General features: G+C 41.0%; 9 protein-coding genes. 5 read left to right on the top strand and 4 right to left on the bottom strand.

The window, feature by feature from the left end:
* Positions 1 to 233: 233 nt before the first annotated feature.
* Positions 234 to 437, bottom strand: a complete 204-nt coding sequence (locus tag FBB35_RS17580; protein WP_041565287.1) for a hypothetical protein — start codon at positions 435 to 437, stop codon at positions 234 to 236.
* 317 nt (positions 438 to 754) lie between these two features.
* Here FBB35_RS17580 and FBB35_RS17575 point away from each other — a divergent pair, with 317 nt between their 5' ends.
* Positions 755 to 2,665, top strand: a complete 1,911-nt coding sequence (locus tag FBB35_RS17575; protein WP_174710733.1) for an acetate--CoA ligase family protein — start codon at positions 755 to 757, stop codon at positions 2,663 to 2,665.
* Between the two features lie 563 nt (positions 2,666 to 3,228).
* On the top strand, positions 3,229 to 4,362 hold the full coding sequence (locus FBB35_RS17570) for a hypothetical protein (protein WP_174710732.1): 1,134 nt from the start codon (positions 3,229 to 3,231) through the stop codon (positions 4,360 to 4,362).
* A 134-nt stretch (positions 4,363 to 4,496) separates the two neighbouring features.
* Here the strand turns inward: FBB35_RS17570 and FBB35_RS35500 are convergent, their stop codons facing one another.
* Positions 4,497 to 4,640 carry a transposase gene (locus tag FBB35_RS35500; RefSeq protein ID WP_302480990.1) on the bottom strand — a complete coding sequence of 48 codons (144 nt, stop codon included), beginning with the start codon at positions 4,638 to 4,640 and terminating at the stop codon, positions 4,497 to 4,499.
* Positions 4,641 to 5,051: 411 nt separating this feature from the next.
* On the opposite strand from FBB35_RS35500, the gene acnB reads away from it, so the two are divergent.
* Positions 5,052 to 7,715 carry a bifunctional aconitate hydratase 2/2-methylisocitrate dehydratase gene (gene acnB / locus FBB35_RS17560; protein ID WP_174713682.1) on the top strand — a complete coding sequence of 888 codons (2,664 nt, stop codon included), beginning with the start codon at positions 5,052 to 5,054 and terminating at the stop codon, positions 7,713 to 7,715.
* A gap of 71 nt (positions 7,716 to 7,786) precedes the next feature.
* Here acnB and FBB35_RS17555 read toward each other — a convergent pair whose 3' ends face one another.
* Together FBB35_RS17555 and FBB35_RS17550 are read right to left on the bottom strand one after the other, a co-directional pair.
* Positions 7,787 to 12,286: a caspase family protein gene (locus FBB35_RS17555; RefSeq protein WP_174710731.1), complete on the bottom strand. Its 4,500-nt coding sequence runs from the start codon at positions 12,284 to 12,286 to the stop codon at positions 7,787 to 7,789.
* A 3-nt stretch (positions 12,287 to 12,289) separates the two neighbouring features.
* Positions 12,290 to 12,589 (bottom strand): hypothetical protein, encoded by a 300-nt coding sequence (locus FBB35_RS17550; RefSeq protein ID WP_174710730.1) that lies wholly within the window; start codon positions 12,587 to 12,589, stop codon positions 12,290 to 12,292.
* Positions 12,590 to 12,816: 227 nt separating this feature from the next.
* On the opposite strand from FBB35_RS17550, the gene FBB35_RS17545 reads away from it, so the two are divergent.
* Positions 12,817 to 13,098 carry a DUF4258 domain-containing protein gene (locus tag FBB35_RS17545; RefSeq protein WP_217481654.1) on the top strand — a complete coding sequence of 94 codons (282 nt, stop codon included), beginning with the start codon at positions 12,817 to 12,819 and terminating at the stop codon, positions 13,096 to 13,098.
* A gap of 17 nt (positions 13,099 to 13,115) precedes the next feature.
* The gene (locus tag FBB35_RS17540) at positions 13,116 to 13,346 is read left to right on the top strand and encodes a type II toxin-antitoxin system MqsA family antitoxin (RefSeq protein WP_174710729.1); all 231 of its coding nucleotides are present in this window, start codon (positions 13,116 to 13,118) and stop codon (positions 13,344 to 13,346) included.
* The last annotated feature ends 20 nt before the right edge of the window (positions 13,347 to 13,366 follow it).

Genomic DNA, 13,366 nt, shown 5'->3' with positions numbered 1-13,366 from the left:
AAAATTTGCGCTTTCAATTAGACCAAAAGATTTTTCAGGAAAATTACATCAAAAAATAGCTCTCCTCAGAATTAATTTTTTTCTCCTAAATAAAATTCCTAAAACCAACTGCCTCTAGAGAGATTTTCTAGAGGCATTATTGACTGCGTTTCTAAATTACCGATTGAAAATTTATCATGCAATTGTTGGTATTAAATCTAGCTGAGTGCAAATTAGATATTTGATAATGAGTCCTAATGAATGCGACTTCTGTAAAGCAAGTTAGTCAAGAAAAAACGTGCTTGTTCTAGTGGGAGATGCCTGGGTTTGCCTTGGTAGACAATTTGATACTCATTTATGTCAGGCCCATCACCATGACCAGAGATCAGCTTTTGGTGAAAAGCTTCCTCAGCAAGTTCTCGAATTTCATCTCTTAGATCAGCTTGTGTGCTATTCATGCTTTGCTGTCTCTTCAATACCGCACATTTATTTATACAGATTTTGGGATGCGTGTTACACCTTTCAAAGGTTATATCTTTGTCCATTCATAAGGATGAAGTGACTATTCTTGATTCTTTGCCGAGGAAGAGAAATTTAATTATGCCTTGAGATAGTTAAAAATGCTTACTAATAGAGTTAATGTAGGTTCTGATTAGATCAATGGCTTTGCCATCACTCTCCAACAATTAATCTGAATCAGCCTCCAATCAACAAGTTTGAGTAACGATAACTCAGCATAGAAATTTCAGGGTGTTTAGCCAAAGGTTCGTAATCAATGGTTCTACAAAAAAGCGGTGACTTGGTTCGCATTAATGCTAGAAGAACGGATGTATTCGATATTTTCAACTTCAAGCATTATGTTGGCCCCAACCCATATTTAGATGCAGGGGCGCTAGTGTTTGACTTTGCTCTAGTTGACTCTAGAGAGCCTTTGCCCATAGAAGATTATATTGCAAGCATTGGCGATCGCTATCCAAATCTGGGCAGCCAAAGCTACGAGTCCCATGCCCATCTATTTGCTCAAGTTGTGTCCGAAGTCGGAAAACTGGACATGGATTTGCACCTAAACCAATGGAGTGTGAAGCCATATCCCGATTTAGTGCGAATTAGCGTCCAATCACTACATGAACGCACAACTAGAGAGGTAGTTTATTTTGTTTGGGATTGGTTTGAAGCCATTACCCAAGACGAAGACTTTAACTTTGATGAGCAGCTAGTCAGGCTACAAAATAAGTTCCGTGCATCTGTGTATGGTGGCCCCACAGTTTACGCCCTATTGCGAACAGCCGACGAAAAAGGTATTCCCGCCTTTTATTTGTGGGAAGAAGGATTAATGCAATACGGCTTTGGAAAAAAACACGTCCGAGGAGTAGCAACCACATTTAACTGTGATAGTCATCTAGATTCAGAGTTTACCACCCGTAAAGATGACTGCAAAGCATTTCTAAAAACCTTGGGTTTCCCAGTCCCTGAAGGCGATATCGTCTTTTCTGAAAAGGAAGCCTTGGCAGCAGCCAGAAAAATTGGCTACCCAGTGGCAGTTAAGCCAGTGGTAGGTCATAAAGGAATTGGCGTTACGGCTGACGTACAAGACTCAAAAGAACTGGAATCCGCTTATAATAGAGCATTAGCAGCGATTCCTGAAGATCACCTAACTCGGATAATTGTTGAGAAAAGTATTTCAGGATCAGATTTTCGGATGTTGTGTGTCAATGGCAGATTTGTCGCCGCCACAGAACGCCGTCCAGCATCGGTTGTTGGTGATGGCTACTTAACACTTGCAGAATTAATTCGCCTAGAAAACCGCAAACCTGCACGTTTAGATACGCCCACCTCACCCATGAGTAAAATTCAGATTGATGAAGCGATGGAACTTTACTTAGAGGAACAGCGTTTATTACTAGACAGCGTGATTGAAAAAGGACGCACTGTTTACCTGCGTAAAGTTGCCAATCTTTCAGCCGGAGGTATGAGCATCGATGCAACTCACACAGTTCATGATGACAATATTATCTTGGCGCAAGATATTGCCCAACACTTCCAGTTGACTTGCCTTGGTATTGATGTCATTACCAAAAGTCTCTCCGAATCTTGGAAATCTAGTAACTTTGCTATCCTGGAAATCAACGCTGCACCAGGAGTTTTAATGCATCTTAAACCTTCTGAAGGTGAAAGTGTTGATGTACCTTCTCATATTCTAGAAACCTTTTTTGAGTCGGGTACAGATTCGAGGATACCAATTATCACCTTTAATAAAATCTCAGTTGAAGAACTGCAAACAACAATTGACCATATCCTTTTACAACATCCCAATTGGACAATAGGCGCTGTTTGTCGTGATGCAGTTTTTGTAAATCGCTCGAAAAAAGTATTAAGCAAAAACTACAATAGCAACGTCCAAACTTTGCTCCGTCATCCCAAAGTTGATTTGCTGATTGCCGAATATGCCGAAGACATCTTAGATGAAGAGGGGATGTTTTACCGGAATAGTAATATCGTAGTTTTGGATAATCCCAGCGAAACTGAGATGATGCTAGCGCGAGATGTCTTTGATAGTTCTACTGTGGTAATTAGAAAAGGCAATGATATTTCTATCCGTCGCAAAGGGTTGATTGAAGATTATACTTTGGCTGAAGATGAACCATTTACACGGGTTTATTTGAAAGAAACTGTAACGATTTTGTGAGCTAGCTTAAGAGGTTGCTTTAAAAGTTATTGGCTGTGATGTAGGCACTTTTTTATCTCCCTAAACCCTCTTTTTAGGCTACGGCGTATACACATCCCTCTACAAGATCAAAATTTTATAGATCCTCCTAAATCCTCCTTTTTAAGGAGGACTTTGAGAGGTTTTTGCCTCCTTAAAAATTGTTGTTGGGGGATAAAAAGGCTGTGGGAGACTCCATTATTAATTCTAATTGATACAACGTAAGCTAAGTTATATTCAGCGATTATTCTAATAAATCTTAAAATTTCAGAGATAATTAAGATTTTATTTTCAGGCTTTTAGAGATTTAATATGTATCTGTAAGGCTTTGATTGGGACTATATGATAGTATATAGTGATTTGTGGATCAGGCTGCTTCAATTACCCTTGTATTCGGGACAATTTTGGACATTCCAAAAGCAGTTTTTTTGGTGTGGCGGAAATTTCATGGAAATAACTAATTTTAACCAAAATTTTAACCAATTATAACTTTTTAAGTCATACCCAATTGCTAGAGTGAATTTCACCACCACTTTTGTGATGCCGTGCAATCAAAACAATTTACACATCGAAAATTGGACGGCTCATGGGCTTCAATGATTCTCAGAGATTATCAAACAATGAAATGTAAAGCAATATCTTCCTTTGCGCTCACAAAGCTGTTTTTTGCCTGTGGCATAAGTTTATTGAGTGCGAAATTGGTAGCGGCCGCTGTCACCTACAGCGCATGGCCTAGCAGCACAACTGTAGTCACTGCTGATGGCTCTAACCAGTTCGGTGGTAATCTCAGCGGTTTGTTTTACGACCCAGCGACTGGAACGCAACAAGCTGTGTTGTGGGGAGTGCAAAATTCGCCATCAAAACTCTATAACCTGGTTTGGAACGGCAGCACTTTCGTCAAAAATACTGCTAATAATTGGAGTTCTGGAAAAACGTTGCGTTATCCCAATGGTACTGGTGCGCCGGATGCGGAAGGCGTGACCAAAGCCGAGTTTTCTTCAACAACTATCTACGTCTCTACTGAGCGAGATGGCAGCGGCTCCAACCGCTTCAGCGTACTGAGTTATGACAGCAGCAGCAGTGCCACCACCCTCAATGCTACTAAGGAATGGAACTTAACTTCTAATTTGCCAACGGTTAGCTCCACTAATTTAGGCTTGGAAGCGATCGCATGGGTGCCAGATAGTTATTTGCAGGCTAATGGATTCATAGATGAAAGTACCAATCAGCTCTACAACCCAGCCAATTATCCGTTGCATGGCACGGGATTGTTTTTTGTTGGATTGGAAGCAAATGGACAAATTTATTCCTACGCGCTCAACTCCGACTCTACATATACGCGTATTGCTACCATTGACAGTGGTAATACAAAGATCATGGATTTATCCTTCGACCGCGATAATGAGACTTTATGGGCGTATTGCGACAACAATTGCAGCAACCGCTCAACCCTGCTCGCCATCGATACCGCCGTTGGCTCGTCAACGAAAGGCAAATTCATCATCCGCAAGGGTTACGAACGCCCAAGTTCGATGTCAAACATTAACAACGAAGGTATTGCCATTGCGCCCAATTCTGAATGCGCCAGCAATCTAAAACAGTTCTTCTGGGCGGATGATTCCGAAACCAGCAATCATGCGATTCGTCGTGGAACAATTCCTTGTGGACGATTGTTTTAAGCTGACATTGATCCTCATTGACTAGTGCGAGATTTAGGTCTGCTGTGACGTTCTTTCCCGTTAATCTGATGGTATAACAGGCGGGAGAGAACGTCATGTTTTCAGTTTACTGCCTGTTAGATGTGATCGCGGCTTTAGTGCAACTTTGACTCGAAAATAATTTTCGGTAAATCTTCTGGCTGTTTTGGTTCCAGCAGGTAATGCACATGATTGCTCATGATGCACAAAGCATAGAGTTTAAACTTATACTTTTCTTGTACCTTTTTGACGGCATAAATAAAGACTTAGCGGCATTATAAGCGCGTTAGAGGATGTTTTAAAAGTCCTCTTCTTGGTAGCAAAACGTTTTAGATCTACCTAAAATCCCCCTTAAAAAGGGGTACTTTAATTCTTGTTCCCTCCTTTTTTAAGCTACGGCGTACACACATCTTTCTAGAAAAACAAGTAGTAATTGAAATTGATGGAGATAGCCATTTTACAGATGAAGGTCAAGACTATGACATAGAAAGAACAAGAATTTTAGAATTCCATTCGCTCAATAGTTTTCAAACTTTCAGTATAAAAAAACTGCAAGCAACCGATTAACAGTAAGGCTTTCGGTAATAAAAGTAAGCTAAACTCTTATAGCCAAGTATTGACTAAAAATATTTCATAATTAAAGATAGAACATCCCAATGGAGAACATAAAAATGCTAGAACAATATCGTAAACACGTTGCCCAAAGAGCAGCACTCGGTATTCCTCCTTTACCATTGGATGCGAAGCAAACATCAGAATTATGTGAATTACTGAAAAATCCGCCCAAGGGTCAAGAGGAGATATTATTACATTTATTGAGCGATCGCGTTTCTCCTGGTGTTGATCCAGCAGCTTATGTCAAAGCTGGATTTCTCACCGCCATTGCTAAGGAAGAAATCACCAGTCCGTTGATTGCGCCCATCGAAGCGGTGCAATTGCTGGGCACAATGATCGGTGGTTACAATGTGCAATCTTTAATTGATTTGCTGCAATTGCCTACTGTATCCGTCTCTGACTCATCCGAAACACCTCTGGTAATGGGCGGGCAAGGAAAGGAACCCATCGCCGCCTACGCCGCCAACGCCTTAAGCAAAATCCTCTTGGTGTATGACGCTTACCATGATGTTTTAGAGTTATCTAAAACCAATCCTTTCGCCAAGCGGGTGGTTGACTCTTGGGCAGAAGCTGAATGGTTTACCATGCGCCCTACAGTCCCAGAAGCGATTACTGTCACCGTTTTTAAAGTTCCTGGCGAAACCAACACCGACGACTTATCACCAGCCCAAAGTGCCACAACTCGCCCAGATATTCCCTTACACGCCTTAGTGATGTTGGAGTCACGGCAACCGGGAAGCTTGGCAACCATTGCCGAGTTGAAGGAAAAAGGGCATCCCGTAGCTTACGTGGGAGATGTAGTTGGTACAGGTTCCTCGCGTAAATCTGCCATTAACTCCGTATTGTGGCATACAGGAAATGATATACCTTTTGTGCCAAACAAACGCGCTGGGGGTTATGTTTTAGGTGGTGCGATCGCGCCAATCTTCTTTAACACTGCTGAAGATGCCGGTGCTTTGCCTATTCAGTGCGATGTCACCAAACTCGAGACCGGCATGGTAATTACCATCCATCCCTACAAAGGTGAAATCACCAACGAAGCAGGCGAAGTCATTTCCACCTTTGACCTTAAACCTGATACCATCCTCGATGAAGTCCGCGCAGGTGGACGCATCCCCTTACTTATCGGGCGTACCCTCACCGACAAAACCCGTCTTGCACTTGGTTTAGAACCCAGCACCGTTTTCACCCGTCCCCAGCAAGCTTTTGATACAGGTAAAGGCTACACCCTAGCACAGAAAATGGTCGGTAAAGCTTGTGGATTACCTGGTGTGCGTCCCGGCACATCCTGCGAACCCATCATCACTACCGTTGGTTCTCAAGATACCACAGGCCCCATGACCCGCGACGAATTGACAGAACTCGCTTGTCTTGGTTTCAGTGCAGACTTAGTGATCCAAAGTTTCTGCCATACAGCAGCTTATCCCAAACCAGTAGACATCAAAACCCATCACGAACTCCCCGATTTCTTTGCCTCTCGTGGCGGAGTCGCCCTCCGTCCCGGTGATGGTATCATCCACTCTTGGTTAAATCGGATGCTGCTACCCGACACAGTGGGAACTGGCGGCGACTCTCACACCCGCTTCCCCTTGGGTATTTCCTTCCCCGCCGGTTCGGGATTAGTGGCTTTTGCAGCCGCCTTGGGTGTCATGCCTTTAGATATGCCAGAGTCCGTTTTGGTAAGATTTAAAGGAGAATTGCAACCAGGTATCACCCTGCGGGATGTCGTGAATGCTATACCCTACGTAGCAATTCAAAAAGGTTTGCTGACAGCAGAGAAACAAAATAAGAAAAATGTTTTCTCTGGACGAATTCTAGAAATAGAAGGTTTGCCAGATTTAAAAGTTGAACAAGCCTTTGAACTCACCGATGCTAGTGCCGAACGTTCTTGTGCTGGATGCACAATTAAGCTGAGTGTAGAGACAATTTCGGAATATCTGCGTTCTAACATCGCGTTACTGAAAAATATGATCGCACGAGGCTATCACGATCCGCGTACCATGCTACGCCGTGTGGCAAAAATGGAAGAATGGTTAGCAAATCCCGTGTTATTAGAAGGCGATGTCGATGCCGAGTATGCCGAAATAATTGAAATTGATTTGAACGAAATCAAAGAACCAATTGTTGCTGCTCCCAATGACCCCGATAATGTTAAGTTATTATCGGAAGTTGCTAACGATCCAGTGCAAGAAGTATTCGTCGGTTCTTGTATGACAAATATTGGTCATTATCGGGCAACAGCGAAAGTTTTGGAAGGCGCAGGTGAAGTAAAAACCCGCCTGTGGATAGCACCACCAACCCGCATGGATGAACACCAATTAAAAGAAGAAGGTGTATACAGCGTTTTTGGGGCTGCGGGTGCTAGAACAGAAATGCCAGGATGCAGTTTGTGCATGGGAAATCAGGCGCGAGTTGCTGATGGTACAACAGTATTTTCTACCTCTACCCGCAACTTTAATAATCGTATGGGTAAAGATGCGCGAGTGTATCTTGGTTCAGCAGAATTAGCCGCAGTTTGTGCGCTGCTGGGACGGCTTCCGACAGTGCAGGAATACTTGGATATTGTGGCGAGTAGAATTGAGCCTTTTGCAGATGATTTGTATCGGTATTTGAACTTTGATCAAATCGCTGGTTTTGAGGATGAAGGACGTGTGATTGCGTTGGAAGATATGCCGAGAATTGAGGATATCTTGGGTATGCCAGCTAGTAGTTTGCGTTAGTAGATAATTAAAGTAGGGTGGGCATTGCCCACCTGCCCATCAATTTAATTAGTGATTTAAAACTTATATATTCATCTTGTTATTTTATTCAAAAATTGCCAAAACCATTCATTTCCTTCGGGAAAGTTTACCTCTATGAGAGGTGCAAAAGTACGTAACCGTTCTAAAGTAGCTTCTATAGACTCATTGCAAATTAATGCTGCTAAAAGTACACGAGTAGGATGAATATCATCTTCTATCCAAGGTGCTTTACCATCCATGCTTTTGGAAAAAATTAATAAATATTTTCTGATTTCACTTTGACTATATGATAAGTAAACACTTACTGGAGGTACTTTTAAACCTAAAGGTTCAAATTTTTTAAGTTGATTTATGATTGTATCTATTGACTTTCCTAGACTATTTGCAGCAATAATAATGTGAATAGGAAATATTGGGCCTTCTAACCAAGGACTATTTCCATTTAAATTCTTTGAGAACAATATTATATCTTCAGAGATGATACAGATATTGTCTAAAAGCTCGCTAGCAAATGATGGCAATTTTATTTTCAGAACTTCTAGTTTTTGTAGCCTTTTAAAAGTGTTAGCAATTGACTCATTTAATCTATCTGAGGCTATGATTAAATGAATAGTCGATATTTCTTCTAAAAAAGGAGCCTTGCCGTCTAAATCTTTAGATATGGCTATTAAATCTTGTTCTGTTATAGATATATCTTTAATAGTTTCTAAATCGAGTTGAGGTAATTTTAAACCCAAAACTTCAAAGCGTTTCAGCTTTACAAAGATACTAGCAATCGGCTCATTAAAATTTTGTGAAGCTAAAATTAAATGAATTACTGATATTTTATCTTCCCGTAAAGGAGTCTTGCCATCTAAATTTGATGAAAGAAGTAGGATATCTTCATAAATAATTGAAAGTTCACTAATATATTGTAAATTTACTTTAGGTAACTGTAGCCCTAAAGTTTCAAATCTCTGCAATCTTTTAAAAATTGTATCTATTGGCTGACCTAATTTTTGTGCACTTCTGACAATATAAGCAACAGATATTTTATCATTAAATAATTCATGGTTTAGTATAAATCCTAAATCATTTTTAAATAAATTTATATCTTCTAAAGTCAGATTTAAATTATCTACTATTTCTGGCTCTACCTGAGTTACCTCTAATCCTAAAAATGCAAATCTTTGTAGTTGCTTTATTATAAAAGATAAAGGCTTATTAAGTTTTATAGAAGACAAAATTATCTGAGCGATAGAAATTTTGCCTTGGATATATCTAGGGTACCTAGTATGGGGACGTTCCAAGTCACAAGATAGTATCAAGCTATCCTCTGGTGTTGGTATTGGACAAAAATCAGGTTGTATTTCTATAAACTCATTTTTATATAACGAAAGAGATAAATTATTTAGTCCATATTGCTTCCATAGAAATAGACGATAAGGAAATAGCCACCAAGGCATTCCAAAAAGATTGAATAAGCTTTCAAATGAAGATGTATCAAAGCTCAATAGATGAGCATCACCAGCAAAACAACCTATTTCAGCAATAGGTAGTTTTAAGGTATCATTGTGCCATCTTCCTAGTTTGACACTTACATTATTTTTTCTCAGAACATCAAAGATATGTGCAGCAACTTCTGTCCAATTATCTGAAAGACTCCACAGCCATTGAAAATTTAGATGCTGCCATTTTATTAGTGCTTCTGAATTTTGAATTAATAAGTGGCCTACCCATTCTTTATCTAGGTCTACAATTGTTGTGCGATCTACTGTGAGTTTGGGATAGTTTGTGCCACGCAGATTTACAATAAAACAAGGCTCTTGTTGATCAGTAAAAAGTCCATCAGATAAGATGCATCCCTGATCATTATGTTCACTGTATCTACTAGTTGATACCCACCATACATCTGTATCTCCTACCTTGAGATATTTGTCTTCAGACAATTCCGGATGTTTGAGTTGTCCGGATTCCCATATTTCCTGTTTACCAAAATGTTGGGCTTCTGTTCGGAACTCTGCAACCCAAAGGAGTTTGCGTAATGTTTCAAGACAGGAAATTAGCTGGTTTTCGTAGTGAGTTCGGTTTAAATAAAGACGTACTCGCGTGCCTGAATCAGCCCCAATACCCAATTCTTGTACTCGAAAAAGTCCACTACTTCCAGGTATACGTATCCTTAATCTTTGTCCAGGTCTACCCTTACGATCCAGCCGACAGGTTTCTACTTCTATTTCATCAGCTAACATAAAGTAGCTGAGGACACCTACCCCAAATTGGCTATTGGGATATAACCGAATTGGTGGATTGCATTTCAGCCACTCTGCTTGTTCTTCAATGAATTCAGGTAAATCAGCAAAACGCTTACCAGCACGAGCAAAGCACTGCGACAAATGCTGCTTACCCATACCAATGCCGTTGTCCTCGCATTCAATATATTCTCGACCATTTTCATCTTTTGCCTGACGAAAGATGATTCGTCCTTCCCATGTCTTGTCTTGTTTTTGATATTTTCCTGTCTGCTTAAGATATTTCAGCCTTGCCTCACGGTAACGGCAAGCATCAAGAGCATTTTGGTATAACTCACGAATTGCCAACCGAGGGTCGCCATAAAGCTGTTCTCCCATGAGCAACTCCCGCACTTCATCATGGGCAAGCTGGAAATTAACGTGTGGTGTTTGATAAACTGCTACATCATTTTGCTTTTCAGCAATAATTCCATCTGGCGACAAGTGCATTGGCAAGCCAACCAGCACCTCCATCTCCACTCTTTTCTCTTCTACTTGCCGAAGAATGTGGGTGAGAACCAAATTGCCCTGCTCAACGTGTTCCTGCATAACTAAATCTGTTGCTGGATGGTGACAAGTAACGCGCAGTGTACGTCCCCGTCCAGAAGGATTCCAGCGAGCCTGAGCTATTGTAGAGCGCACGTCATTAGGTGTTAAGGGGTCTGACAAACCAATATGGTCTATAAACACATCAGAGAGAGTACGGATATCAATAGCTAGCAATCCTGCCAACTTCAGCAGATAAGCCACCATTTTCTCCCGGATTTGCTGCTCTTCCGAATAGCCACCCACCGTTAGCCTCGACTGTAAGGCTTCAGGACGGTCATCACGATCAATGCGCTCAAAGTCTGCAAATAAGCAACGGGCAAGTTCCAACAAACGCTTTGGTATCAATGTCTCTTTGGTCAGACGAGAGCTACACTGACTCACACTTTGCAAAGACTGAAGCAAATTGCTTGAAAGATGACCACCTTCTGATTCTGGCATCCAAAGCTCAAGTGTTTTCAGCAGGCAGCGGTGTAGTAGCCAAGTCATGACCGCATCTTTATCTGCTGTACGACCCTGATCTTGCAGGTGTTGGGCTTTACGCAGGAGGCGAGGATTACTCTGATGTACTTTATCTATGGCACTGCGAAGACCAGTTTGCTGGTTGGTTTCCTCTAAAGATAGTGGATTTGCCTTAGCTACTTGTACCAAACCACTAGCTAGAACTGCCTCCCGCACAAATGGTGCAGTTACTATTAACGCCGTTTCAGCTTCTGTCAGTTCAATCGGAGGATCCGAGCGAAACACAAGTAAATCTAGTGCCTCTAGGACTCTGATTGGCAGTGTCTCATCTCGCCACTGATCTTCGGGAAAACTATTGATTGCAGCTTGCCACTCTTGCCAACAAGCAGCTAACACTTTAGCTACCTGCTGCTTGAGTTGTGCAACTATTGAATTTGCCTCAGTGCCTTTATTTTTCCAAAGTGGTGATTGTAATGCAGCTTCAGACCACGGGTCACTAGCTTTACCTTTAACTGCTGCCGCATTAACACTCTCACAAATTTCTCGCGAGAAGATATTATCATCAACAGCACTCTCATAAGCATAGTAAATTTTTTGTGACTGCTTCCCTTGTTCTGCTATCAAAGTATTGAGTCTTGCCTGAGTTTCGTCAAGAACTTCTTTTAAAGTACAGGCAAAGTGCTGTGGATCTAGCACCTCAGCTAGAGCTTTAGAGAAAAGACTAAACCCTTCTTCACCACTTACATACTGACTTACCTGACCAGGCCCACAGGCAAACACCATTATAAAACTACGCCGTGAAGCTTGTCGCCGATCACCTCTACTCCAGCCAGCAAGATAAGTATCTTTGAAGCCTAACTTAACACCCTCACGGCAAGCATCAATGAAAAAAATAATCGTCTCTGCACCTGATTGATCAATAATTTCACTTATATCTGTAAATACTAAGTATTCTTCAACATACTCGGCATCATCTAACACTGCATCGGATGGAATGAGGTAATCTTTACCTCTATAATGCATTCCATGTCCTGAGAAATAAAGGAGCAGTGTCTCTACTCCTTGCGCCTCCTTGCATTCCCGCCGTAGCGCTTGTAACAATTTACTGCGCCCAGTCTGTGAAATTCCATCTGTACCTAACGAGCGGATAGTAAAGCCAGATTTTTCTAAGGAGGCGTGAAGGTTTTCTATATCTCGACAGACAATGGGTAGATTGGTAATAGCATCACTTTCATATTCAGGAACTCCAATTAGTAGCGCTCGACGTTTTTTCATTCACTACTCCGCAAAAGTTAGAGTAATTGCCCCTTTGCCACCTACCTTAGCTGTACCAATTAGCTCAACACCGCCTTCAGCATTCACCTCAACTTGAATTGTGACTTCTTTTAGCCGAAAGCCGCCAACCTTCTTAATATCATTAAGCAAAGTAGCTACTCCTTGGCATAACTTGTTTAAGTTATCTCGAAGCAGTTCCGTGGGAATATCACGTAAAATTACTTCTGCATCAAGAGAAAAAATGCCTTTTACTTCTTCGTCTTTGTCAGGCAGGCTCACTAAGATTGGAATCGTCTCCATCATTTATACCTTCTTCTAAAGTTTTGGAAAGAGATAAAATTTACAAACAATCAAGTATCAATTCTAGCTTAGGTGTAACATATTATAATATAAATTTACTTAGAAGTATAAATGCTAGGTTTATCAACTTATTATACGGGAGTAAAACAAAGGTGTAATTGTCCCTTTGATTAACCTACAAGTGCGATCGCTGTAAACTGTTAAAGTCTAATTCGTCTGAGATTACCACCTTGTTCGATGGAATTTTGCAACGAATGCGGGATAAAATTTCTTCTCGCCAGTATTTAATGACGCTGCACGCTGAAGAAGAAATGAGCGATGACAATCTAACAATCTATGACATTGAACAAGGTATCCTCACAGGCGAAATACTGGAACGTCAAAAAGATAAAGTGACAGCAGAATCTAAATATCGCATTAGAGGTTTAACTCTTGATGCAGGGGAAGTCGAAATAATTGCCAAGCTAAGTTCAATTGGAAAACTTGTTATCATTACTGTATACATACCCTAATACCAGGAAAGCGGCAAATGCTGTGTGATATTTGTGGAAGCGAAGGTGTAAAAATCCGCCAAATTACTAGAACCTATGGTAAGGGTAAAGACCTGCTAGTAATAGAAAATATTCCAGTGATAACCTGTGCTGATTGCGGCGAAACTTATTTAACTGCTGAAACTCTTCACAAAATTGAACAAATCAAAATTAACCGTAAAAAATTAGCTGTGGAACGTCCTGTAGAAGTGGCTAGTTTTGGAGCATGAATAATTGTCAAAATTAAATA

The sequence above is a fragment of the Nostoc sp. TCL240-02 genome, assembly GCF_013343235.1.
Classification (GTDB): domain Bacteria; phylum Cyanobacteriota; class Cyanobacteriia; order Cyanobacteriales; family Nostocaceae; genus Nostoc.
This window is presented reverse-complemented; position numbering and strand designations above follow the sequence as displayed.